This window comes from Methylomonas fluvii, assembly GCF_014850975.1.
Taxonomy (GTDB): domain Bacteria; phylum Pseudomonadota; class Gammaproteobacteria; order Methylococcales; family Methylomonadaceae; genus Methylomonas; species Methylomonas fluvii.
Genome location: NZ_JACXST010000001.1, coordinates 1,700,934 through 1,724,535, shown reverse-complemented (window position 1 = coordinate 1,724,535; position 23,602 = coordinate 1,700,934). Strand labels below are relative to the sequence as shown.

The window sequence follows — 23,602 nt, the reverse complement described above, 5'->3', positions numbered from 1 at the left end:
GACACATTTCTATACCACTCAACAGGACAGAATCATGAACGACAAACAGCTGGTCGCGGAACACGCAGTACAACATGTCAAACCGGGCATGATAGTGGGACTGGGCACCGGTTCCACCGCCAATTTTTTCATCGAAGCGCTGGCACGTCGGCAAAATGAGGAAGGCCTGCAGTTCAAGGTGGTTTCCAGTTCGGTAGTCAGTGCCAACAAAGCCAAACAACTGGGCTTGTCCTTGCTCGGGATGGATCATATCGACGGCTTGGATTTATATGTCGATGGCGCGGACGAGGTAAGCCCCGACCTGACTTTGCTCAAAGGCCGCGGTTACGACCTGGTACGAGAAAAGTTGCTGGCCAAGGCTGCGGATCAGTTTCTGGTATTGATTGATGCCAGCAAGAAGGTCAATCGCATCGGCGAGAAATTCCCTATTCCGATAGAAGTCAGCCCATTTGCCTGGCGACTGGTGCAGCGCAGTGTTGCGGCAATTGGCGGCCAAGGCTCGTTGCGGCAAACGGCTAATCAAGACGGATTGGTGGTTACCTCGCACGGCAGCCTGGTGCTGGATGTAGCTTTCGCATCCAATCCGGACGGCAAAACCCTGAACGATCAACTGAGTGCTATTCCGGGCATTGTCGAACACGGCATTTTCTCCGGCCTAACCCGCGCAGTATTTTGCGGTCAAGACGGCCTGGTTGAAGAGCAGTGGGCTTAGTGCCTGCGAGCAGACAACAGCCCCCCAAGCAATCCCGCCGAATAGGTAAATTCATTCTCACCCATTCGGCGGTTTACCCTCACGTTACAAAATAAAACGTCAAACTGAAAACCCCGGTTGCCGTGGAAATCAGCTTCACTTTATTCAGCAAAGGCAGCGACAGCCAGTAATAATGGCATTCGGTTTTTCGGCGTTCCCAAGTTAACCGCAAACACTCTACGCACTTCCGGCACAGGCGCGGCATAAGCCGCCATAAGCCGTACAACAACAAACCGGCGATCAATAACAGAATATAGAACGTGACAATCTGGCTACCGTGCCGGGACGTATGAAATAGGTGCTCAACCGTGTGCTCTATGCCTAGTTCGAACCATTCGTACAGAAAATGCAGTAGCTCGAAACACAGATGCAGCACATTCAGAAATAAATCAATCACCATGTCATACATGGCGATGGATAGCGCGATCAGCCCCACGACAACCAAGTCAAGATGGTCTTTAATCATCTCAATTCTCCAAGATTTAGATTCGAACTGGCGTGAAAAACAATCAGAACGGCTGTTTAGCGTTCTTCCATGGCCATCTGCCTTTGGTATTCCGCCATTTGCCGGCTTTCTTTAGCGGCCATCTCCAAATCTCTGACCATAGCATCAGCGCGCGCCTTCAAATCCTGAATGCGTTTTCCATACTTCCAGGGTTTGGCTATATATTGATCCAGCATTTCCCACTCTTCCTGGGCGTCCGCATCCAGCGTTTTAGCCACATCTTCGTAATGATCCGCAAGACGTATATGCGCATCGCGAGTATCCGCGGTCTGTACCGTTTTTGCCCAACTTTGCGGTTTGGGGCCAGACTCTGTCGCACAAGCAGACAGCAATCCAGCGGCAATCAGTAGCGATGCTAAGTGTTTAGTTTTCATTGATGGTCTCCTTTCTTATTATTTGTGATCACAATGTTTTCTAATGCAATGTGCTGTTTTTACAATCACTCTTCACCAACTCCCTGATTCGGCAAAGGTACGGAGGGAGTACAAAGGTTAGAAACTCCATTCGCCCTTTTGCCGATGCAATTGATCCATCTTCATCGAAGCTTGCTCAAAGGATTGCAGCATATCGTCAGAATGCGGAGTAAGCGTTGCGGCAACTGCGTTAACCTGCGGCGCCGGGGATGTGCTGTCCGCGGCCGTTGAGGATGTCTCGGTAGTGGCTAAAACCGTCTTCACCCCAACAGCATGGGGATACTCGGCATTTTCCAACCCGCCTTCAACATCCCAGTCGTAGCTGGCAATGTCGGTTTTGCCGTCGTTGATCAAATGGCGACGGTATTGCAGGAACGATTCGCGGGTAAATACGTAAGGGTCCAATGCCGCCTCGTCGATAAACTTCAATGCGCTTTCGGCGTTGGCTCGCTCACTGATACCTTCCAAAATCCCAGTCCCCGGTACGTAAGTGCTTGGATTGGCGGCCTTGTCCACAATCAAGCCACCACCATCACGAACCGTGGTCGGCCCCATGATGGGTAACACCAAATAGGCGCCTTCTTCGACTCCCCAAACAGCCAGGGTTTGTCCAAAATCTTCGACGTTGTTTTTTAGACCAAACTCGCTGGCCACATCCACCAATCCGGCGACGCCTAGCGTGGTATTAGCCAGGAAACGGCCGCCATCGGCAGCACCTTGTTGGAATTTACCTTGCAAGACATCATTCAACACCACGTTGATGCCTTTCAGGTTATTGAAAAAATTGCTGACACCCACTTCCAGGAAATCCGGTGTCACAAATTGATAGCCGTCACTCACCGGCTTAAATAAATATTTATCCAGGCTCATGTTGAACGAGTACATGGAACGATTAAAGCCCTCGTAAGGATCGACCGTAGCGTCCGCGCGTTTTTCGGTACTCGCACAAGCAGACATCAGCAAACTAAAGCTGATTAAATACGCGGCACTTATCCGTGCAGAGCTTTTTCCCGAAGCTAATGGAATAAACATGAATTGCGGCTCCTGTTGTTATCTGGTCTGACCCAGCTTTTGATTGTTGAAAATGCCCCTTCACACGCCATTAAGATAGCGAATCGCTATCTTAATGGCAACACCATTGCTTTTCTGCATATCAGTTAGCCATTGCAAACGCCGGTTTTTTGTTTAAAAAGCAGCGGTAATCAAGCTGCGTAACGGTAAATGGGGTTGATCGGGGTGTTATGGTCAAGTTTGATCAGCTCTTCAATCAAGCCATCGTCAAGCCCATACACCCAGCCGCGCACGGTTGGTTTATGGCCCTGTTTCCAGGCCGATTGGATAATGGAGGTATGCGCCAGGCGATACACCTGTTCGATAATGTTCAACTCGACCATCCGGTCGAGCTGCTTCTCCGGATTGATATGATCCAACTCGTCCATATGCAGACGATAGACATCCTTGATGTGCATCAGCCACTTATTGGTGATCGCCAAATCGACATTTTGCGCTTGCAATGCCGCTTTGACACCGCCGCAACCGTAATGGCCGCAGACGATTACATGCTTGACTTTCAGCACTTCAATCGCGTATTGCAACACGCTGAGGCAATTAAAGTCGGTGGTAACGACTTGGTTGGCGATGTTGCGGTGCACAAAAATTTCCCCCGGCTGGGCGTTAACCACGGTCTCGGCCGGCACCCGGCTGTCGGCGCAACCTATCCATAAAAATTCGGGACGTTGCTCCTTGGCCAAATTGGCGAAATAGTCCGGATTTCTACTTACCAGTTGTTGAGACCAGGCTTTGTTTTCTAAAAGCAGTTTGTTAGGCATGGCACGCACATTCCTTTATTGAGTTGATGGTGAGGCTAAATTAACGGCTTAACCTTTCATCAACCTTTCAAAGAACGGCTGGCTATAGCAAAAGCGCCTGCTAAATATTGATTACACTTTCGTCAACACTAAAAACAATCTCGAAGCGAGTACCCCGCCTACCCTGGCCGCCACTGACTACCGTGACCCGTGCCGCATGCAAATCGGCAATTTCTTTGACAATAGCTAGGCCCAAACCACACCCATCCCCTTGGCTGCCCTGGATTCGATAAAAGCGTTCGAAAATCTTCTCCTGCTCGATAATCGAAATACCCGGGCCGTCGTCCTCGACAATCAGCGCCGCATGCGGCAAGGCCAGAACACCAACATTGATATGGCCGCCGCTGTTGCCGTAGCAAATCGCGTTGTCCAGCAGATTGCTGAGCAATTCGCGCAGCAAGACTTCGTCGCCGGCGACGGTAACGGCGGCATCCGGCGCGTCGAATCCCAGTTCAATATTGCGATCCAAAGCCCTGGTCACCCAATCCATGCACGATTCCCGTGCCAGCGTGACCAAATCGACCGGTTTGAATTCCGGAGCGCTGTGCGACACCGATTCCGAGCGGGCGAGAACCAGCAATTGCGTGCTGAGGTGAGCAACGCGGTCTGCAGCATTCTTGATATGGCCCAGCGCCGCTTTCATCGCCTCCGGATTGTCGGCGCTCCGCGCGCGTTCAGCCTGTAGTTTCAGACCCGCCAGCGGGGTGCGCAGTTGATGCGCGGCATTTTCGATAAAGCGCTGTTGAGTGATTAAGGTCGAACCTAGCCGCTGCAATAAATCGTTAATCGTATGCGTCAGTGAACGCACTTCCAACGGCACGTTGGCATCCAGGATCGGATTAAAGTCCCTAGCTGAACGTTCGGCCAGGTGCGCGACTAGATCGTTCAACGGCCTGAGTCCGCGATTGACGCCGGTCCAAACATGAAAGCCGGTGATGAACAGCAGCAGAAATTGCGGCAAGACCACGGCCAATAAAATCTCGGTCATCATGCTGCGGCGCTTGTTCAGGGTTTCCGCCACCGACACCAGCACATGTTCCGAGCTGGGCGTCGGCGTGGTCAGCACCGATACGATCCGCACCTCATGGCCTTCGATCTCGCCGTTCGAAAAGAACGGCTCGTTACTGGCTAAAGTCGTGATGGGCGGACTGGGCAAGTCGGCGTCGCCGGCCATGAAACCCTCTGCTTGCGACTCCACTTTAAAAAAGGTTTTATCAACGTCGTCCCAACGAAATACTTCGACGGCGATTGGCGGTAATTCGAAAGTGACGTGGTTTTGTTGGGCATGCACCTCTTGCGTCAACGACTTCACCGAATCCAGTAACCAGCGGTCGTAGGCCAAATCGGTATAGTGCATCGCCACGAAATACGAAGCGGCAGCATCCAGCAATACCACGAAAAGCAAGGGTAAAGTCAGCTTGGAAAGCAGCTGCGCCCGGAGACTTTGCGGTTTATTCATCCTGATGTTTCTCCAACAAATAACCCAGCCCACGCAGGGTTCTAATGTTGATCCCCAAGGGTTCCAGGCGTTTGCGCAGCCTGTGTACATACACTTCGATGGCATTGTCGGCCAGTTCCTCGGCATGGGCCGCCAGCCGTTGCGCAATATTGTCCTTGCTGACCACTCGGCCGCTGTTCAACAGCAGCGCTTCCAATACGCCATATTCCCGAGGCGGCAACACCATCGGCGTACCATTGGCGCTGATCTGTTGATTGCGGGTATCTAAGACCAATTGACCAAAGCGAATGTCGTGGTTAAAACCGCCGTGACTGCGGCGCAACAGCGCCCTGACCCTGGCTTCCAATTCCCGCAGCTCGAAGGGTTTGGTCATATAGTCGTCGGCGCCCAGCTCCAGGCCGCTAACCCTATCATTCAGCGCGTCACGGGCGGTCAATATCAACACAGGAATGGCCGATTTGCGCGCCCGCAACTGCCGCAGCACCTCCCGGCCGTCGATGTCGGGCAGGCCCAAATCCAAAATCACCAGATCGTAAGGTTGCGTCATCAGCGCGCTACCGGCGTAACTCCCGGTCTTGGCCAGCGTGGTGTCGAAACCCCAATCGCTTAGGGTACGCGACAAGCCGTCCCCCAGTGCTGCGTCATCTTCCACCAATAAAATTCGCATGCTTTGTTTCCTATCTTGAAAGGTTAATGACTGTGGGTATCAACAGGGTGAGCCGCGCGCCAGGCGTCGCTGCATGGTATCCAAGAACACAGTCATGTTTGAAAACCTTATCACGAAACCCCCAACCTGCCGGACTGCAAACCTTTGGCCGGTGGATTTGAACCAGACAACCAATCTCGGAGCTTAAAGCTTATCAAAAATCAAACACCCTTAAATCGGAGTATTTGCGCCTCTAACCCACGCAATATCTAAGACTAAAGGTAAATCCCCTATTCGTTTATGGAATTTATTCACTGTTCAATATCGCAAAAAAATATTGGCATCAAATTTGCTGAAATACAGTTTATTTCAAAAGCATACTTTACGTCTATTTCAGTCGCAGACTTAATTCCCTCTATTAAATTAAAGATTAATAATAGATATTTTATATGTATTGTAAATTAGGCAGTTTAAAATGAAATATAAAGCAACTATATTTATAGGTTTATTAGCCGCTTTAATAAGCGGATGCAATCACTCAGATACTGAGCATCGAGAGGAAGTACCCAAACTGGAAGCAACCATGCCGCTACGCGAAGATACTGCGGTAATCAAGGAGTATGTCGCCCAGATTCACGCATTTCGACATATTGAAATTCGCGCACTGGAGCGGGGTTACGTACAGAATATATTTGTCGATGAAGGGCAATTGGTGCATCAAGGCCAACAGATGTTCAAAATCATGCCCAATATTTACCAGGCCGAATTATTAAAAGCCCAGGCCGAAGCCAATTCGATGAATATCGAATACCTGAACACCAAGGGCTTGGCCGATCAAAAAATCGTCTCGCCCAATGAGCTAGCCTTGGCTAAAGCCAAGCTGGACAAGGCTAACGCGGAAGTGAAGCTTGCGGAAACCCATTTGGGTTTTACCAATATTAATGCGCCATTCGAAGGCATCATGGATCATCTGGATGTGCGGACTGGCAGTTTGTTGGAAGACGGCGCCTTATTAACCACATTATCCGACATCAGTAAGTTGTGGGTGTATTTCAATGTGCCGGAAGCCGAATATCTCGATTACAAATTACACAAAGATGAAGAAGCCAGAACCAAGGTGCAATTAAAACTCGCCAACGGCCAAGTGTACAATCAGAACGGTATTATAGAAACCATAGAAGCTGATTTTGACAACACCGCCGGCAATATCGAATTTCGGGCCACGTTTGCCAATCCTGACAAACTGCTCAGACATGGGGAAACGGGCACCATATTAATGACCAAGCCTTATAAAAATGCGTTATTGATTCCGCAAAAAGCCACCTTCGATATTCTCGATAAAACCTACGTTTATATCGTTAACCCGGAGGGAAAGCTGGAGCAACGTTTAGTAAAAATCGAAGCCGAATTGCCACATCTATTTATTATAAAAGAGGGTTTGAAAGACGACGACAAGGTGCTATTGGAGGGTTTGCGCAAGGTCCACGCAAGCGAAAAAGTGGAGATTAATTTAATTTCGCCGGAAAAGATTCGTTCCGAATTGGAATTGTATACCGAGTAATTCGCCAGTCGGGGATAAGCCATGTTTAATATCTTTATCAAACGCCCGGTGATGGCGATCGTGTTGTCGCTGTTGTTTCTGTTCATGGGCACACTATCGATCAAATCCTTACCCATTTCGCAATTCCCGGATATTGCGCCGCCGCGAGTCATCGTCTCGTTGGCGTTTCCCGGCGCCAGCGCCGACGTGTTAGTGCAATCGTCGCTGATCACCATTGAGCGGGCGATCAACGGCGTGCCGGGTATGAAGTACATTGTCTCGGACGCGACTAGCGCCGGCGAAGCGACGATTCAAGTCATTTTTGGCCTGGGTGTCGATCCCAACCTGGCGATGGTCAACGTCAAGACCCGCCTGGATCAGGTAATGAGCCGGTTGCCGAAGCTGGTGCAACTGGAAGGCGTCGTCGTCGAGCGGGTGCAACCGAGCATGCTGATGTACGTCAATTTGTACAGCAAGGACAAAAACGCTGACGAGAAATTTCTGTTCAATTACGCCAACGTCAACGTCATTCCGGAAATTCAGCGTGTGTTCGGCATCGCCCAGGCCAAAATCCTCGGCAGCCGGCAATACGCGATGCGGATCTGGCTGAATCCGGACCGGATGCGAGCTTACAAGGTTTCGATTGACGAGGTGATGGACGCGATCAGCAAGCAAAGCATCATCGGCCGGCCGGGCCGGATTGGGCAAAGTACCGGTATCGCCGCGCAATCCAAGGAGTATGTGCTGGTTTACCAGGGGCGTTACAACAAACCAGAGCAGTACGAGTACATCATCATACGCGCCAATTCGGAAGGCGAAATCCTGCATTTAAAAGACATTGCCAAAGTCGATCTGAGCAGCGAGTTTTACGATATTTATTCCAACAAGGACTCTTTCCCGTCGGCGGCGATTGTGCTCAAGCAAAACTACGGTAGCAACGCCAGCCAGGTGATTGAGGACGTCAAAGCCAAAATGGAGGAATTGAAAGCCTCGTTTCCGGAAGGCATGGATTACGAAATCGACTACGACGTATCCCGCTTCCTTGATGCCTCGATAGAGAAAGTCCTGCATACCTTGGGCGAGGCATTCGTGCTGGTGGCCTTGGTGGTATTCATCTTCCTCGGCGACTGGCGCTCGACTTTGATTCCGATTTTGGCGGTACCGGTGTCTTTGATCGGCTCGTTCGCGGTGATGTCGGCGTTTGGCTTGTCGATTAACCTGATCACGCTGTTTGCGTTGGTCCTGGCGATAGGTATCGTCGTCGATGACGCCATCGTGGTGGTGGAGGCAGTACATGCCAAAATGGAAGCTGAACACGTCACGCCTTACGTAGCCTCGCAAAAGGTGTTAGGCGAAATCGGCGGCGCGATTATCGCGATCACTTTGGTGATGACCTCGGTGTTTGTCCCGATTGCTTTCATGTCGGGCCCGGTTGGCGTGTTTTATCGGCAGTTCTCGATTGCGATGGCATCGTCCATCGTAATTTCTGCAATTGTCGCCTTATCGTTGGCGCCAGTTTTGTGCGCGATGATTTTGAAAAACACCCACGGTCAGCCGAAACGCAGAACTCCGATTGGCCTGTTCATCGACGGCTTTAACTACCTATTCGAAAAAGTCACCGGCCGCTACGTTAAAGTGCTGAACATCGTTGTGGCTCGGCGCATTGTCACTTTGCTGGCTTTGGGTGGATTCTCGTTCGGCATTTTTCTCGTCAATCAAACCTTGCCGGCCGGTTTCATTCCCGGTGAGGACCAAGGCATGATTTACGCGATTATCCAGACCCCACCGGGTTCAACGTTAGAAGTGACCAACCAGGTGGCGCGCCAGTTGCAAAGCGTGGCAACGACGATAGACGGCGTGCAATCGGTGTCGTCGCTGGCCGGCTATGAAGTGTTGACCGAAGGCCGCGGCTCCAACGCCGGCACCTGCATCATCAATCTCAAGGATTGGTCGCAACGTAAAATGTCGGTGCACGACGTGATTCGAGAACTGGAGGAAAAAACCAAGGATTTTGGTGCCTTGGTCGAGTTTTTCGAGCCGCCGCCGGTGCCGGGTTATGGCGCGGCGTCCGGTCTGGCCTTGCGCCTGTTGGATAAGTCCGAAGATGTCGATTACCAAAAGTTCGACAAAATTAACCAGGACTTCATGGCCGCGCTCGGCAAGCGCAAGGAATTGACCGGCCTGTTCACGTTTTACGCCGCCAATTATCCACAGTACGAACTGGTCATCGATAACCAACTGGCGATGCAGAAAGGCGTGTCTATCGACAAGGCGATGGAAAACCTGGACATCATGATTGGTAGTACTTACGAACAAGGCTTTATCCGCTTCAACAACTTCTTCAAGGTGTATGCCCAAGCCTCACCTGAGTTTCGCCGGTTTCCGTCGGACATTTTGAAGTTTTTCGTCAAAAACGATGCCGGTGAAATGGTCCCATATTCGTCGTTCATGACCATCAAACAGCGCCAGGGGCCGAACGAAATTACCCGCTATAACCTTTACAACTCGGCGGCGATTCGTGCCGAACCGGTTGCTGGTTACACCACCGGTGAAGCGATTGACGCGGTGCGGGACGTGGCGGCCAAAACCTTGCCGCGCGGTTATGACATTGCCTGGGAAGGCCTGTCGTTTGACGAAGCGGCGCGCGGCAACGAAGCGCTGATCATCTTTGGCGTGGTATTGATGTTCGTTTATCTGGTATTGGCGGCGCAGTACGAAAGCTTCGTGTTACCGCTGGCGGTGTTGTGCTCGTTGCCGGCCGGCATCTTCGGCTCGTTCTTTCTGTTGAAGTCACTGGGCTTGGCCAACGACATTTATGCCCAAGTCGGCTTGGTGATGTTGATCGGCTTGCTGGGTAAGAACGCGGTATTGATCGTCGAATTCGCGGTGCAAAAGCACGGCCAGGGCATGTCGGTCAAAGACGCTGCCATCGAGGGTGCCAGGGCGCGGTTCCGGCCGATTTTGATGACCTCGTTCGCCTTCATCGCCGGCTTGATTCCGTTGGTGGTGGCCACCGGCGCCGGCGCGGTCGGTAACCGCACCATCGGCAGCTCGGCACTGGGCGGCATGTTGTTCGGTACCGTGTTCGGCGTGGTACTGATCCCAGGGCTTTATTACCTATTTGCTAACCTGATCGAAGGTAAGTCATTGGTCAAAAACGAAGACGTCGAACCGTTGACCGAGCGTTATCACTATGGAGACGACGATGAGTATTAAATGTTTAGCCGCAGCGGTGGCAGCCGGCTTGCTGCTGCAAGCCTGCGGCATTCCGGACATGACCACCAAGATGGCGGATAAGCAACTGCCCGACCAATTCAAGCCGGGAGTCATTGAGCAGGCCAGTTCTGCGACGGTGAAATGGCAAGAATTTTTCGACGATCCGCATCTGCTGAGTTTGATCGATACCGCCGTTGCCAATAACAAGGAAATCAACATCGCGCTGCAACGCATCAGCATCGCCGAAAACGAAATCCAGGCCCGCAAAGGGGAATATTTACCCTTCGTCAAACTTGGCGCGGCGGCAAGCGGCGAGAAAACCGCAAAATACACCCGGAACGGCGCAGTCGAAGAAAATTTGGAGATTGCCAAAGGCCAGGCCTTCCCGGCTTTCCTTGGCGACTACCAATTCGGTTTGTTCTCGACTTGGGAAATCGACGTCTGGAAGAAGCTCAGGAACGCGACCCAGGTGGCGGTCTACGAATATATGGCGTCGGGTGAAGGCCGTAATTTCCTGTTGACTAATCTGGTCGCGGAAGTGGCGCATGCCTATTACGAAATGCTGGCCCTCGATAACCAGTTGGAAAATTTGCGGCAAAACATCGCGCTGCAGCAGAATGGCTTGCTGGTCGTCAGGCAATTGCAGATTTATGCGCGCAGCAATGCGTTGGCAGTAAAGCGGTACGAAGCCGAGGTGGCGAAAAATCAGGCTCGGCAATATGAAATCGAGCAGCAGATTACCGTCGTAGAAAACCGTATCAACACCTTGCTGGGGCGAACGCCGCAGCCTATCGAACGCTCGTCGGCCGGTTTCATGAGCATCAAGCCCAAGGCGTTGAGCGCCGGCTTACCGTCGGAGCTGTTGCAAAACCGGCCGGACATCCGCAAAGCCGAACTGGAGTTGAAGGCTGCCGACCTCAATATCGACGTTGCCAGAGCTAATTTCTACCCGTCGTTCGGCATCAAGGCCGGCATCGGCTTTCAGGCCTTTGCCTTGAAATATCTGATCAACACGCCGGAATCATTGGCGGCCATGGTCGCCGGCGAACTGGTGGCACCGCTGGTCAACAAAAACGCGATCACCGCCGAATATAAAAACGCCAATGCCAAGCAAGTACAGGCGGCCTACGAATACGAGCAAAGCATCATTAATGCCTATGCTGAAGTCGCTAACCAACTGTCCAATATCGATAACCTGGACAAAAACTACCAGCTCAAACGCCAGCAAGTCGATTCTTTGGTGCAGTCGATCGACGTTGCCAACCAGTTGTTCATATCGGCCCGCGCCGATTATCTGGAAGTATTGCTGACCCAGCGCGACGCATTGGAAGCCAAGAAAGAACTGATCGAAACCAAGCAAAAGCAGATTAGCGCCATGGTAGAACTCTACAAAGCGCTGGGTGGTGGTTGGCAGTCATAATGCATTTTGTTGAGATAGACTCAAGTAACCCCGGCACGGCAGTCAACCTTAATCTCACCATATTTGTGGTAGATGCCGCCGGAAACCTGGTTCATAATCGCCGAGAGCAGCCTTTTACGGCAGAGCCTTTCGGTTTCAACGACGCCGCTCGTAAAAACCTGGCGCCGCTTTAAATCGATGCCAACAGCCCGAGTGCTGGAACTTATCCGGCCAAAAACAAGAGGAGAATCGCATGTCACAATTACAAAAAAACCAGGAAGCGCCCTTTTTTAGATCCGCCAATCAAGACAACAAATTAATCTATCTATCCGATTACCAGGGCGAGAAAAACGTCGTCTTATACTTCTACCCCAAAGACGACACCCCCGGCTGCACCATTGAAGCCAACGACTTTACCGCACTGGCCGGCGAATTCGACGCCCAGGACACCGTGATCATCGGCGTCAGCAAGGACGATTGCCAAAGCCATAAAGACTTCATCGCCAAATACGGCCTGAATGTGCAACTGCTGGCCGACACTTCCGGCGATGTCTGCGAGGCTTACGGGGTCTGGCAGGAAGTGGAAAAGGACGGCGTAAAAAAATGGAAAATCGTCCGTTCGACTTTCATCATCGGTAAAGACGGCAAACTGATCGAAGCCATGTATGGCGTCAACCATGAAGGCCATGCGCAGGCGGTGTTGGATATTATTAAGGCTCTAAGCACTCCGCAGAGCAACCAGCCGATTCATTAAATAAACCTCGCTTCGTTCCAGCAAGGGATTGCAGGAACGAAGGAATGAAACTGGGCTCCCCTTTTGCCTATTTCAGAGGCTTAACGCCACCTTTCCGCCCTAATCCAAAAGCAATTCGATATACATCGGGCATTTGTATGCGTTTGTCGGCCAACCGTTGAATGACACCCAAGTCTTCTAAATCTATCAATATCCCTTGCTCACCTTCGTCTATGCGCGGTGGAGGGAGTCTTACTTCTCCTTGTTCACACCTAGTTTGTAATTTGTCTAGGGTTTTGTCGTTTTTCCAAAGCTGTATAATCTCTTTCGGATCACAGGGTACAGTGATGTTACTACGTAACGGTTGCATCAGTGCTTCAACCCAAGGGTAATCTTCTCGAGTAATTTCATCAACACGAATCCTGGAAGCCTCTTGTACACCAGCGCTAATAGCTTTGTAGTGCAACGCCCACGGCCAAATATCCGTATGAGGTTGATCGTTCTCGACTGCATAACGCAGCGCCGCCATAAAACTACGAGGACTAACTTGGTCCCGCCCATCGATCAAATGATTCGGCAACCACGTATAAGGAGCTCCCCTCTTTGGACCTTTCCCCATCCAATAGCCAGTTATAGCATGGAATATTTCGCGTTGTAATCCCTCGTCAGTACGCATACTTTGAGGCAGTAACCATGTGCGAGTATTGGATTCTACTGTCCAGTTTTGTCCGAACAGCTTTTCACATTGAAAGCGAAATCCCTCTCCTTGTGTATCAGCATTTGCTAGACATTGAAAAAGCAAAGCAAACAGATCGACGCGCCTCCATGTCAGGGGCACTTTTCTGGCCAACAATTTTGACGAATCGGGGAAAGCTAATATCCCCGAATCCTCTAGCATGTCGGATCGTACAAATAACTTTATTCGAATCGCGCGGCTCGCACGAAGATCCAAAGCCAGTTGGAATAATGATCTGGCAAGCGGACGAATAGACTGCCAATCGTTAGCCAAGCGATCGAGACCATCGAATAGAATGAGGCTGGTTTGATTCAATCTAGCTAATTGCAGATCGACATCATCCTGCAAATTATCGAAATCCTCTGGATTCTCTTTCACCCATTTAACCATCACTTCCCATTTTCCCGGCGTATTCGGGAAAGGCTCTGGAAACTCGGTATGAACTGCAACCACTGTTTGCCATATATGCCGAGAATCGTATTTTTCAACCAGTTTGGCTAATGTGTCTTTACCGGGAGCGTCTTTAGGCCTTAATCCAACACCATAACCTTGAGATATATTAAGATTATTGGTGATTCTGGTTTCAGGAAAAACTGAGGCCAAGTAATTACGATGCTGATCGGAATTTAGAACAGCCCACCAATGACTTTTACCAGCACCTCGCATCCCTTCAACAATAATATTTTCAGGATCAAGAGCCCGAGCATGACTGGGGGGCACATAAGTAAACTGTGGATTGCGGGTCGGTTCAGCAGACGTTTGATCGTTACTGGGTAGAGCTTCTCGCAACGCCTCTCGCATAGGGATCTGGGGAAAATGGTATTGACTCACGATATGCATTCCTCAATAAATCGTTTGGCTTTGTCCAGAAAATCCCCGAAACTGGCCTCTACCTCGGCTTCAGAGAATAAGCCTTGCCCAAGCAACTTGGGATCGAACTCTTGAAACCGGTTGTTCCAGTTTATGCGAAGAGGATAATGCGGAGCGCTCTCTACTTCTATATCGAAGTTGAAAATATCGTCTTGCAAACTTAGAATCTCTGATTGGTCTGATACAAAAGGTGGAATTACCTCATACAGTGTTTCCGAAAATAAATTGTATGATGACTCCAGAAAGTTTCTGGCACGTTTGGCCTGATCGTTCTCAGGAAACAATGCTTGGACAACTGCCAATCGCTCCCTGACGCTAGCCGCAATTTCTGGAAAAGACTGCCAATGGGAAAATAACAAACGATAACCCTGCCAGGATTGCTCCGTATCGGTTGCAAACAAGAATGCAGTAGTGGCTAAACCCACGATACTAACGGCAGCAAGATCATGTAAACCTGCCCGGCTGTCGATTAACACTACATCAGGTTGCTCTCTTGCTTCGAGGGCGTCTATTAAACGGCGAATGCGCTGTGTGAATGTTTCGACTTTGCCATTGATAGCTACGTCCCCATAGGCCCGCGATAATTTGTCCAGGTAACAGGCATCATCAATTCCCATTGCGGCGGCAATGCGAATCTCGCTTTGAGTGTATTCGGACAAAGGACTCACTGAAGTCATACGGCGCAAAACTTCCTCGCCTTGACCCAACGCATCTTCAATTAACCAATCCACAATGCCGAAATCAGCCAAACGTTCTGGCGGCAATAGCAGGCCGGATAAGCCAGGTGATTCAAGATCGAGATCGATCAGTAAAACTTTTTTGCCTGAATTTGCCAATTTATAGGCCAATATTGCCAGAGCAGTTGACCTCCCTACACCGCCTTTAATCCCAAAAAATACTAAGCGAGGTGTGTTTTTTAATCCAAGGTTTGCTGTGCGCAAATCCCATTCTTGTCCTGTGACCTGACGATTTAATATTCGAAGGGTTTTATCTCCGTTAGGCTGAACCCATTGCAGAATTTCAGGACTATCAAAAACGCTGACTGGGTCGAAAAAGTCATCGCGGAATATGACATTTTTTCCTTCACCATTGCTATAGACGCCTAATGCCGATAGTCCTCGATCCAGATTAGAAATGATTTCATCGGTGATTTCGCTTCGAGGACTATCCAGAGCGATTTTGATCCGCCCGTGAATATCACGTATCACCAATGGTTCCGAATTTAGTGACATAACCTGTGAAGATAGTATGTCAGCCACTTTTGGCAAGACATCTTTGAAAACAATTATATTAAGGCTCATATTAAGATATTGTCGTTATCTGCTTCTTGCATCATTTTCATCATTTCAGTCGCAGCTTGCTTCCAAGCTATTATTGAGGGAGGAATTTGAGCTTGATCGTAATATCTATGGTCAACCCGCCAATCTGTGAACGAATGGATATTTGGAATCAACGCAAGGTATTTTGCCCCGCTTCTTCCAGAGGCATAAACGTCAATCTGATTCATCACATCTACAAGTTTATCAATATGTTCGCGAATGAATGGCGCCCCAGAAGTATCATTTCTATGCGTTTTCCGATCAATTGGCGAACCATCAGAATCAGTGGGATAACCAAGAGAAACCAGCAACGCCTTGAGCCCGCATTCTGCACAAAATCCGAATAATTGTCCGGCATTAGCCTGACGGTTATTCATTTCTAACAAACTGGCATCCTGAAAATGGCGTTTTGCTGAAGCGCTAAAGTCAATTTTTGGCATTAATTCCATCCCAGTTCACAACAGATGGCTGGATTTTAATTCATAGCGCATGCCTTAAGCCCGCTATTTCAAAAACCAGAAGTGTTTTTCCGCTAACAACTTAGCTACCACATTGGTTGCTTCATCAAACTAAACCACCTCATCCGGCAAAAACCCACCGGCCTGCATGGTCCACAACCGGTAATAAAAGCCCTGCTTAACCAGCAACTCCTGATGGCTGCCATCCTCGACAATGCGGCCTTGATCGAACACCAGCACCCGATCCAAATGGGCGATGGTGGACAGGCGGTGGGCGATGGCGATGACGGTTTTGCGGCCCATGACCCGCTCCAGGTTTTCCTGGATGGTTTTTTCGGTGACCGAATCCAGGCTGGAGGTGGCTTCGTCCAGGATCAGTATGGGCGCGTCTTTTAGCATTACCCTGGCGATGGCAATGCGCTGGCGCTGGCCGCCGGACAGTTTGACGCCGCGCTCGCCGACCAGTGATTCATAACCTTCCGGCATCGCCGCGATAAACTCTTCGGCGTGGGCGAGTTTGGCGGCGAAGCTGATTTGCGCGTCGTCGGCATCCAATTTGCCGTAGCCGATGTTTTCTTTCAGGCTGCGGTGAAATAGGCTCGGATCTTGCGGAATCAGGCTGATTTGCGCATGTAAGGAATCCTGAGTCGCCAACAAAATGTCCTGGCCATCGACCAGAATCTGCCCGGCTTGCGGCTCGAAGTTGCGCAGAATCAAGTTCACAAAAGTGGATTTGCCGGAACCGGAGAAGCCGACCAATCCTACCCGCTGCCCCGGCTCTATCACCACATTTAACCCATCGAACACCTGCCGGCCCGGCTCGTAGCTAAAGCAGACGTTTTTAAATTCGATGCGGCCCTGGCTGATGTGCAGGGGTTTGGCATCCGGCAGGTCGATGATTTCGTGCCTTTGGATGATGGTATCTACACCGTTTGCGACGTTGCCGACGTATTCAAAAAACTCCAGAAAGCGCCGGCTCAAATTGCGGGCGTCGCCTATCACCAAAATCGCCAAGCCGGTACTCATCGCAAAGGCGCCGACGCTGATTTCCCCGGCCTGCCAAAGTTGCAAGGCGTAGCCGATGGTGCCGATCTTTAAAATGGCGGCAGCGGTAAATTGAAACCAGCGCACCCGCTCCATATACCAAAAGGTGCGGCGGGCGCTTTTTAATTCGGTATCCAGAAAGCCATCCAAGTATTCGCGTTCGTGCTGCAAACGGGCGAACAGCTTGGCGTTGAGAATATTCGTCACCGCATCGACGATCTTGCCGTTGACCATGCTGCGGGTCGCGGCAAAATCTTGCGCGTAAGGCTGACAGCGGGTTGCCAGCCAATACGAGATCAACACATACATCAACACCCAACCGGCCACGAATAAACCCAGGCCTTGATGCACTCCCAGCAATAGCGTCACCGACACCGTAAACGTCACGGCTATCGGCCAGAAATCGCAGATGATGGACCAGGTGGTGTGATTGACGCTCATCGCCGTTTCGCTGATGCGATGCGCCAGCGCACCGGCGAAATGGTTGCCAAAGTAGCGCGGAGCGTGGTTTTGCAGATAGGCGAATAAGGACCTTGCCGTGCCCTGCCGCAAACGTGGACCCATGATAATCAGCACCGCACCACTGCTGCGGCTGAAAATAATCTCGGCCGTATTCAGGCCGGCGAGCAGCAGCAAGGGTTGTTTGAAAGTCTCCAGCCAATCGCCCACTGGCACGGGCTGATTGGCAACCGCGTCCATCAAGGCTTTGATCGCATACGGCACCAAAATGCTGCCGGCGGCTTGCCCGGTTTCCAGCACCAGCATCAACAGCAACAGCCAGCGGAACGGTTTTAGGCAAAACAGGATAAAACGCCAAGGGTTGGCGGGTAACGGCGGCGCTTCCGCGGCGCGGCGGAGACCTTCCTTGGTGGGCGATTTGGACATGGCGGCATCAGTTAAGAAAGCGGCCGGCCATTATAGCCAATTGCCCAGCGGCCGCGCCGTTGATGAAAGGGCCAGGTGGAGCAGCGTTATATCAGTAACGAATTCGATACCACCACATACCGACCATTTCGTGGGCCAGCAAGAAGCTGTTAGACCAAGCAGTCGGCGATGGCAACCAATCCAGCCAGCGGGATTCGCCGTAGTGGCCGATAAAGGCCGTTGGCGCGGGCAATACCTCAAAACCGGCTTTGCGAAACTCCAAAGCAGCCCGCGGCATATGGTAGGCCTGGGTGACTAGGACTATCTTATTGACGCCAAACTCTTTTAACAGCTCGCGGCTAAAGCGGGCGTTTTCGGCAGTATTGCTGCTACGCGGCTCCCGCCAAGCCACGGGCGTTTTAAACTCGCTCTCCAAGGTTTGCGCCATCAAATCCGCTTCGGGAATGTCATCCGGCTCCAGCATACCGCCCCCGGACGCCAGAATCGGCAGACTCAATTCCCTGGCCAACTTGGCAGCATAGCGCACACGCAGCAAGGTTCTGACATGTAAAGTGACCTGCCCAGGATACTCCGGCGCTGACGTTTCAATGCCGCCGCCTATCACCACCAAAGCCTGTGGTTTGAATTGCTGCACGGCTTCGGTAGAAAGAGGCGGAACCCGCTCCCAGAGCATGGCCCAGTGCTTAACCACAATCGGCAAACTCAATAACCACAACAGTGCCAGACAGACTATCGCCATGTTCTTCCCCCATTTACGCTTGCGCAAAAGTAAGCCGACCAGCGCCAGCATCGCCAAAGAGGTTGGCGGCAACAACAGCAGCTTGATAACGTAGATAGCGATGATGGACATGGGATACGATCATCCTTGAGCAAGTATCAGTCAATATGGCTATAGACAAACCACATTGGGAGTGAGTTAGAGACGCAAGATTTTGCGTCTCTACAGGCTTGGCGCCGTTATATCGCCAATCTGGAAATACCCACCGCTTCCCGCAAGGTATTGATAAACGGCCGAGTGATGGCTCGGGCTTTCTCGGCGCCTTCTTGCAATTGCTGCTCGATATGCTCCGGCGCTTCCATTAAGGCTTCGTAGCGCTCGCGGGCCGGCGCGATTTCGTCGTTGATTTTTTCGAACAACACTTGCTTCATCTCCCCCCAGCCTATGCCTTCCGCATAGCGTTGGCGGATTGCATCCAGCTCATGCTGGTTCGCAAACGCCTGGTAAATACCAAACAAAGTGCAGCCTTCCGGATCTTTCGGTTCGCCGGGTTCCAGCGAATTGGTTTTGATCTTGTTGATCAGCTTGCGCAGTTTCTTTTCCGGCTCGAACAACGGAATGGTGTTGTTGTAGCTTTTGCTCATCTTGCGACCATCCAGGCCCAGCAAGGTCGCGGCATTGTCGTCCAGCACCGCTTCCGGCAAGACAAAATGTTCACCGTAGATATGATTGAAGCGGCTGGCAATGTCGCGGGCCATTTCGATGTGCTGGATTTGATCCTTGCCCACCGGCACTTTGTTGGCGTTGAACATCAAAATATCGGCGGCCATCAGGATGGGGTAACTGAACAACCCCATGGTGATGCCTTTGTCCGGATCATTACCTTCGGTTTCTTCGTTTTCGGCGACGGCGGCTTTATAGGCGTGCGCGCGGTTCATTAAACCTTTGGCGGTGACACAAGTCAGCATCCAGGTCAGTTCCAGAATTTCCGGCACATCGGATTGCCGGTAAAACACCGCGTTAGACGTATCCAAACCCAGCGCCAGCCAAGTGGCGGCAATTTCTAAACTGGATTGCTTGACGCGCGCCGGCTCGTTGCATTTGATCAGCGCATGGTAATCGGCCAGGAAATAAAACGGTCTGACGTGCTCGTCTTTGCTGGCATTGATCGCCGGCCGGATCGCCCCGGCATAATTGCCAAGATGCGGCGTGCCGGTGGTGGTGATACCGGTAAGGACAATGGATTTACTCATGCTGCTGCCTGCGCTGTCTGTAATGAAAAAGTGGCGGAATTTTACACAAATAGCCTGGGATAGTCAGGCAATAAAACCGCCGGACCTGGCAATTGCCTGGATGCCAACTGCGTCACAGCCCGCCCAAAAAATCCGCTGATTCCGGCGATATGGGCCACTATTTCCTAACCAGAGCGGCAGTTATTTATAGTAAACTCCCTGCGACTGATTTTTTACCCAACCACTGCCAATCCGAATCGGGGGAAGCCAATGCTGAATCATGATGAAAAACGCGATTACATCCGTATGGATGTGGACTGTGACATTACCTATAAGCTGGCCGATTCCAGTGAGGTCAGCACCGGCAAATGTACGACGCTGAGCGGCGCCGGCGTGTCTTTTATTGCAGACAAACCCTTTGACATCGGTTTGGCCATGGAAGTCAGCATCATGCCCAAAACCCAAATCACGCCGCCGATGACGGCCTTCATCGAAGTGGTGCGTAGCGTCAAGCAAGGCGACGGCAGCTTTGAAATAGCCGCCTCGATCAAAAGCATCAAAGGCAATTAAGGACAGCACCCGTTTCTGACAAGGACGTAGCACACTATGTATATCATCACCAAAGAAGTTTATTTTTGCTACGGCCACCGTCTGATGAACCATCCGGGCAAGTGCCGCAACTTGCACGGCCACAGCGTCAAAGCCAGCATCTCCATCAAACAAAACAACCTCAATGACCAAGGCATGGTCTGCGATTTTTCCGACGTGAAAGATTGTGTGGATGGCTTTATCAATAAGGTGCTGGATCACAATTTTTTGCTGCATAAAGACGACCCTATCATCCCGGCTCTGGTCGCCAACAACGAGCAGTTTTTGGCTATCGACGAACATCCCACCGCCGAAGTGTTGAGCAAGATGATTTACAACCACGTCAAACAACAAGGCTTTAATGTCGATCAAGTGGTGTTGTGGGAAACCGCCAGCGCCAATGCTTGTTATCGGGAAGACTAAGCATGAGCTTGGTACAACCGGTCAATACCGCGCTGTGTCTGGAAAAGATCTGCGAATCCAACTATCAAAAGCTGTTCAGACTGATTCCTAACCTGCGATCTTTTGATAAAACCGCCGTGGGCCTGACCCAGAACAAACCGGCGCTGTATCTGCAAGTGCTGGAGCGCAATCCCTACACCTTGACGATAGAACTTAGCCATTGCTTCGACCAACAGCTTTCGGAGCACATCGTGCCGGCGGTGAAAATTCGGATTTATCTGGACGCGCAATTGGCGGAAGTGCTGCGCGACATCGACCGGCCGACGGTCGATAAGGTTTACCAAGACCCCGGCAATCTGGTGGAAATCAGGAACTACAAGTGGCGCTTAAACTATTTCCTGCAAAAGTGGCTGGATCATTGCCTGAAAACCGATTACCGCTTCACGCACGACAAACTCAACCAAGCTGCTGCTGTAAAGCCGCTCTGACGCAACGCAACACGCCGTAACTGTAAGCGCCGCCCAATTGTTCGTAGACCGGCTTCAAGGCGTTGCGTTGCTCTTCCGGCAAGCTTAACAACACCGCCTCGATTTCACTGACTTCCGCCGGCGACAAACTCAACACATCGCCCAGCGCTACCAGGCCCAGCTCCAGACTTTTGGCCATGTGGTTATAAATCGTGTCTTCGCTCAGGCCGCGCTGTTTAGCGACTTGCTCGACGCTATAGCCCAATCTGAATAAATCCAGACTTTCCGTGACGGTATCGGTAGCCGAGGCCGGCGGCTCGTCGTCGAATTCCGCCAACACCGCCAGAAACTCATCGCCGTACAACTCCAGTTTCCGCTGGCCAATGCCGGACAACATGCTCAGTTGCTGATGATTGCGCGGACGGGCATCGACCATCGCCATCAAGGTGGCATCGTGAAAAATCACATACGGCGGCACGTCCTGCTCGTCCGCCAGCTCTTTGCGCTTGGCCCGCAAGGCATTCCACAAGGCGCTGTCCGCCGCCCCTCCCGGCTGGCGTTTTTCGGTTTTCTCGCGCCGAGTTTTGGCGATTTGCGCATCCTTGCGCAACATCAGGGTTTGCTCACCCCGCAACACCGGCCGGCAGGCATCGGTCAGTTTCAAACTACCGTGGCCTTCGAAATCAATTTCCACCAAAGACTTGGCGACCAATTGCCGAAACACCGAGCGCCATTGTTTTTCGTCCAGGGCTTTACCAATCCCAAACGTCGACTGCTTATCATGGCCGAACTGGCGCATGCGGTCGTCACTCTTGCCCAGTAACACATCAATCAAATAGGTCACGCCAAAGCGCTGGCCGGTGCGATAGATACAAGACAAGGCTTGCTGCGCGGCGACGCTGCCGTCCCAGGTTTCCACCGGCTCCAGGCAGGTATCGCAGTTACCGCAACCCTGCTCCAGTTCGTCGCCAAAGTAGCCCAACAGCGCCTGCCTCCGGCAACTGACCATTTCGCACAAGGCCAGCATCGCGTCCAGCTTATGCAATTCAATCCGCTTGTGCGCCTCGTCGGCATTCGAGGTGCTGAGCATTTGCCGCAGCGTCAGTACGTCCTGCAAACCATAAGCCATCCAGGCATTGGCCGGCAGGCCGTCGCGCCCCGCCCTACCCGTCTCTTGGTAATAAGCTTCCACACTTTTCGGCAAATCCAGATGGGCCACGAAGCGCACGTTGGGTTTGTCTATGCCCATGCCAAAAGCAATGGTGGCGACAATGATCAAGCCGTCTTCCATCAAAAACTGATGTTGATTTTTCTGCCGCTCTCGATGCTCCATGCCGGCATGGTAAGGCAGCGCTTTCAGGCCTTTTTGATTCAACCAGTCAGCGGTTTCCTCGACTTTTTTACGCGACAGGCAATAAACGATGCCGGTGTCGCCGGGGTGTTCGGTGCGGATAAAGTTCAGTAACTGTTGGCGGGCATTATCTTTCTGAATAATCCGATAGCGGATATTCGGCCGGTCAAAACCACTGACAAAGACCTGTGCCTGCTCCAATGCGAGGCGGGTAATGATTTCCTGGCGGGTGCGCTCGTCGGCAGTCGCGGTTAAAGCAATCCGCGGTACTTGCGGAAACTGTTCGTGCAATACCGATAGTAACAAGTAGTCGGCGCGAAAGTCATGCCCCCATTGCGATACGCAGTGTGCTTCGTCAATCGCAAACAGCGCAATCTTGCAGCGGGCGAACAGGGCTTGGGTTCTGGCGTTGGATAAGCGCTCCGGGGCGATGTACAGCAAATCCAACTCGCCGCTCTGCAATTGCTGTTCGATCTCGCGTACCTGCTCCAGCGCCAGCGTCGAATTCAAATAAGCTGCTCTCACGCCTACCTGATGCAAGGCGCTGACCTGATCCTGCATCAACGCGATCAGCGGCGAAATCACGATGCCAACCCCATCCATCACCAAGGCCGGAATCTGATAGCACAAGGACTTGCCGCCGCCGGTCGGCATTAACACCAACACATCCTGGCCGCCGATTAATTGCTCGATAATCTGTTGCTGCTGGCCGCGAAAACTGTCGTAGCCGAACACGCTACGCAGGGTTTGCAGGGCGGGGTTATTTGTCATAAATCATTACTTGCTAAATCTAAACCGGCAAAAAGTCGTTGCGGTATTAGACCATAGATCAGGCCATCATCAGCAAGCGCCCGGGACAGGCTAAATCCGCCGCTGCCTTCTAAGCCTTGAAATAGTAACGCACCTCCCCAATCTTCTTGATTCAATGTACAGCACGCCAATTTCAACAATTCAAAATCCACCCTATATAATGCCGCGCTTACCCCAGCCGCGGAAGGCGCC

At 51.5% G+C, this 23,602-nt stretch carries 22 protein-coding genes; 8 read left to right on the top strand and 14 right to left on the bottom strand.

The window, feature by feature from the left end; all coding sequences use genetic code 11:
- The first annotated feature begins 34 nt into the window (after positions 1-34).
- Entirely contained in the window at positions 35-712 is a 678-nt protein-coding gene (gene rpiA / locus EBB_RS08250; protein WP_192393262.1) for a ribose-5-phosphate isomerase RpiA, read from the top strand.
- 79 nt (positions 713-791) lie between these two features.
- On the opposite strand, the gene EBB_RS08245 is transcribed toward rpiA, so the two are convergent.
- The 6 genes from EBB_RS08245 to EBB_RS08220 form a co-directional block, all read right to left on the bottom strand.
- Complete coding sequence (locus EBB_RS08245) at positions 792-1,217, bottom strand: hypothetical protein (RefSeq protein WP_192393261.1); 426 nt, start codon at positions 1,215-1,217, stop codon at positions 792-794.
- A 56-nt stretch (positions 1,218-1,273) separates the two neighbouring features.
- Positions 1,274-1,630 (bottom strand): hypothetical protein, encoded by a 357-nt coding sequence (locus tag EBB_RS08240; RefSeq protein WP_192393260.1) that lies wholly within the window; start codon positions 1,628-1,630, stop codon positions 1,274-1,276.
- Positions 1,631-1,747: 117 nt separating this feature from the next.
- A complete protein-coding gene (locus EBB_RS08235; protein ID WP_192393259.1) occupies positions 1,748-2,701 on the bottom strand; it encodes an MlaA family lipoprotein in 954 nt (317 codons plus the stop codon).
- A 170-nt stretch (positions 2,702-2,871) separates the two neighbouring features.
- A complete protein-coding gene (gene can, locus EBB_RS08230; protein ID WP_192393258.1) occupies positions 2,872-3,498 on the bottom strand; it encodes a carbonate dehydratase in 627 nt (208 codons plus the stop codon).
- A gap of 100 nt (positions 3,499-3,598) precedes the next feature.
- On the bottom strand, positions 3,599-4,996 hold the full coding sequence (locus EBB_RS08225; protein ID WP_192393257.1) for a sensor histidine kinase: 1,398 nt from the start codon (positions 4,994-4,996) through the stop codon (positions 3,599-3,601).
- The gene (locus EBB_RS08220) at positions 4,989-5,663 is read right to left on the bottom strand and encodes a response regulator (RefSeq protein ID WP_192393256.1); all 675 of its coding nucleotides are present in this window, start codon (positions 5,661-5,663) and stop codon (positions 4,989-4,991) included. The genes EBB_RS08225 and EBB_RS08220 overlap by 8 nt, the downstream gene beginning before the upstream one ends.
- Before the next feature lie 562 nt (positions 5,664-6,225).
- Here EBB_RS08220 and EBB_RS08215 point away from each other — a divergent pair.
- The 4 genes from EBB_RS08215 (at position 6,226) to EBB_RS08200 (ending at position 12,551) form a co-directional block, all read left to right on the top strand.
- Positions 6,226-7,203 (top strand): efflux RND transporter periplasmic adaptor subunit, encoded by a 978-nt coding sequence (locus EBB_RS08215; RefSeq protein ID WP_225587277.1) that lies wholly within the window; start codon positions 6,226-6,228, stop codon positions 7,201-7,203.
- 21 nt (positions 7,204-7,224) lie between these two features.
- Positions 7,225-10,398, top strand: a complete 3,174-nt coding sequence (locus EBB_RS08210) for an efflux RND transporter permease subunit (RefSeq protein WP_192393254.1) — start codon at positions 7,225-7,227, stop codon at positions 10,396-10,398.
- Positions 10,388-11,818, top strand: a complete 1,431-nt coding sequence (locus EBB_RS08205) for a TolC family protein (RefSeq protein WP_225587276.1) — start codon at positions 10,388-10,390, stop codon at positions 11,816-11,818. The genes EBB_RS08210 and EBB_RS08205 overlap by 11 nt, the downstream gene beginning before the upstream one ends.
- 232 nt (positions 11,819-12,050) lie before the next feature.
- Positions 12,051-12,551: a peroxiredoxin gene (locus EBB_RS08200; protein WP_192393252.1), complete on the top strand. Its 501-nt coding sequence runs from the start codon at positions 12,051-12,053 to the stop codon at positions 12,549-12,551.
- Positions 12,552-12,618: 67 nt separating this feature from the next.
- On the opposite strand, the gene EBB_RS08195 is transcribed toward EBB_RS08200, so the two are convergent.
- The 6 genes from EBB_RS08195 to EBB_RS08170 all read right to left on the bottom strand — a co-directional run bounded on the left by EBB_RS08195 (position 12,619) and on the right by EBB_RS08170 (position 19,813).
- Complete coding sequence (locus EBB_RS08195) at positions 12,619-14,097, bottom strand: hypothetical protein (RefSeq protein WP_192393251.1); 1,479 nt, start codon at positions 14,095-14,097, stop codon at positions 12,619-12,621.
- A complete protein-coding gene (locus tag EBB_RS08190; RefSeq protein WP_192393250.1) occupies positions 14,094-15,437 on the bottom strand; it encodes a ParA family protein in 1,344 nt (447 codons plus the stop codon). The genes EBB_RS08195 and EBB_RS08190 overlap by 4 nt, the downstream gene beginning before the upstream one ends.
- On the bottom strand, positions 15,434-15,895 hold the full coding sequence (locus EBB_RS08185) for a hypothetical protein (RefSeq protein ID WP_192393249.1): 462 nt from the start codon (positions 15,893-15,895) through the stop codon (positions 15,434-15,436). The genes EBB_RS08190 and EBB_RS08185 overlap by 4 nt, the downstream gene beginning before the upstream one ends.
- Before the next feature lie 129 nt (positions 15,896-16,024).
- Entirely contained in the window at positions 16,025-17,842 is a 1,818-nt protein-coding gene (locus EBB_RS08180; protein WP_192393248.1) for an ABC transporter ATP-binding protein, read from the bottom strand.
- A gap of 91 nt (positions 17,843-17,933) precedes the next feature.
- A complete protein-coding gene (locus EBB_RS08175; RefSeq protein WP_192393247.1) occupies positions 17,934-18,692 on the bottom strand; it encodes a YdcF family protein in 759 nt (252 codons plus the stop codon).
- Positions 18,693-18,799: 107 nt separating this feature from the next.
- On the bottom strand, positions 18,800-19,813 hold the full coding sequence (locus tag EBB_RS08170) for a tryptophan--tRNA ligase (RefSeq protein WP_192393246.1): 1,014 nt from the start codon (positions 19,811-19,813) through the stop codon (positions 18,800-18,802).
- Between the two features lie 249 nt (positions 19,814-20,062).
- On the opposite strand from EBB_RS08170, the gene EBB_RS08165 reads away from it, so the two are divergent.
- From EBB_RS08165 to EBB_RS08155, 3 genes are read left to right on the top strand one after another with little or no spacing between them, the layout of a single operon-like run.
- Positions 20,063-20,362 carry a PilZ domain-containing protein gene (locus EBB_RS08165; protein WP_192393245.1) on the top strand — a complete coding sequence of 100 codons (300 nt, stop codon included), beginning with the start codon at positions 20,063-20,065 and terminating at the stop codon, positions 20,360-20,362.
- Positions 20,363-20,398: 36 nt separating this feature from the next.
- The gene (locus EBB_RS08160; RefSeq protein ID WP_192393244.1) at positions 20,399-20,803 is read left to right on the top strand and encodes a 6-pyruvoyl trahydropterin synthase family protein; all 405 of its coding nucleotides are present in this window, start codon (positions 20,399-20,401) and stop codon (positions 20,801-20,803) included.
- 2 nt (positions 20,804-20,805) lie between these two features.
- Positions 20,806-21,270, top strand: coding sequence for a DUF1249 domain-containing protein (locus EBB_RS08155; protein ID WP_192393243.1), 465 nt, complete (start codon positions 20,806-20,808; stop codon positions 21,268-21,270).
- Here the strand turns inward: EBB_RS08155 and recQ are convergent.
- The gene (recQ, locus tag EBB_RS08150) at positions 21,239-23,371 is read right to left on the bottom strand and encodes a DNA helicase RecQ (RefSeq protein WP_192393242.1); all 2,133 of its coding nucleotides are present in this window, start codon (positions 23,369-23,371) and stop codon (positions 21,239-21,241) included. The two genes, EBB_RS08155 and recQ, sit on opposite strands and share 32 nt — an antisense overlap.
- A complete protein-coding gene (locus EBB_RS08145; RefSeq protein WP_192393241.1) occupies positions 23,368-23,526 on the bottom strand; it encodes a hypothetical protein in 159 nt (52 codons plus the stop codon). The genes recQ and EBB_RS08145 overlap by 4 nt, the downstream gene beginning before the upstream one ends.
- Between the last annotated feature and the right edge of the window lie 76 nt (positions 23,527-23,602).

What these genes read in the sequence shown, in the direction of transcription:
- EBB_RS08190 (WP_192393250.1), bottom strand. Translation starts at nt 15,437, where the DNA reads ATGAGCCTTAATATAATTGTTTTCAAAGATGTCTTGCCAAAAGTGGCT.
- can (WP_192393258.1), bottom strand. Translation starts at nt 3,498, where the DNA reads ATGCCTAACAAACTGCTTTTAGAAAACAAAGCCTGGTCTCAACAACTG.
- EBB_RS08160 (WP_192393244.1), top strand. Translation starts at nt 20,399, where the DNA reads ATGTATATCATCACCAAAGAAGTTTATTTTTGCTACGGCCACCGTCTG.
- EBB_RS08205 (WP_225587276.1), top strand. Translation starts at nt 10,388, where the DNA reads ATGAGTATTAAATGTTTAGCCGCAGCGGTGGCAGCCGGCTTGCTGCTG.
- EBB_RS08235 (WP_192393259.1), bottom strand. Translation starts at nt 2,701, where the DNA reads ATGTTTATTCCATTAGCTTCGGGAAAAAGCTCTGCACGGATAAGTGCC.
- EBB_RS08185 (WP_192393249.1), bottom strand. Translation starts at nt 15,895, where the DNA reads ATGCCAAAAATTGACTTTAGCGCTTCAGCAAAACGCCATTTTCAGGAT.
- EBB_RS08165 (WP_192393245.1), top strand. Translation starts at nt 20,063, where the DNA reads ATGCTGAATCATGATGAAAAACGCGATTACATCCGTATGGATGTGGAC.
- EBB_RS08240 (WP_192393260.1), bottom strand. Translation starts at nt 1,630, where the DNA reads ATGAAAACTAAACACTTAGCATCGCTACTGATTGCCGCTGGATTGCTG.
- EBB_RS08220 (WP_192393256.1), bottom strand. Translation starts at nt 5,663, where the DNA reads ATGCGAATTTTATTGGTGGAAGATGACGCAGCACTGGGGGACGGCTTG.
- EBB_RS08215 (WP_225587277.1), top strand. Translation starts at nt 6,226, where the DNA reads ATGCCGCTACGCGAAGATACTGCGGTAATCAAGGAGTATGTCGCCCAG.
- rpiA (WP_192393262.1), top strand. Translation starts at nt 35, where the DNA reads ATGAACGACAAACAGCTGGTCGCGGAACACGCAGTACAACATGTCAAA.
- EBB_RS08245 (WP_192393261.1), bottom strand. Translation starts at nt 1,217, where the DNA reads ATGATTAAAGACCATCTTGACTTGGTTGTCGTGGGGCTGATCGCGCTA.
- EBB_RS08225 (WP_192393257.1), bottom strand. Translation starts at nt 4,996, where the DNA reads ATGAATAAACCGCAAAGTCTCCGGGCGCAGCTGCTTTCCAAGCTGACT.
- EBB_RS08180 (WP_192393248.1), bottom strand. Translation starts at nt 17,842, where the DNA reads ATGTCCAAATCGCCCACCAAGGAAGGTCTCCGCCGCGCCGCGGAAGCG.
- EBB_RS08155 (WP_192393243.1), top strand. Translation starts at nt 20,806, where the DNA reads ATGAGCTTGGTACAACCGGTCAATACCGCGCTGTGTCTGGAAAAGATC.
- EBB_RS08210 (WP_192393254.1), top strand. Translation starts at nt 7,225, where the DNA reads ATGTTTAATATCTTTATCAAACGCCCGGTGATGGCGATCGTGTTGTCG.
- EBB_RS08170 (WP_192393246.1), bottom strand. Translation starts at nt 19,813, where the DNA reads ATGAGTAAATCCATTGTCCTTACCGGTATCACCACCACCGGCACGCCG.
- recQ (WP_192393242.1), bottom strand. Translation starts at nt 23,371, where the DNA reads ATGACAAATAACCCCGCCCTGCAAACCCTGCGTAGCGTGTTCGGCTAC.
- EBB_RS08200 (WP_192393252.1), top strand. Translation starts at nt 12,051, where the DNA reads ATGTCACAATTACAAAAAAACCAGGAAGCGCCCTTTTTTAGATCCGCC.
- EBB_RS08175 (WP_192393247.1), bottom strand. Translation starts at nt 18,692, where the DNA reads ATGTCCATCATCGCTATCTACGTTATCAAGCTGCTGTTGTTGCCGCCA.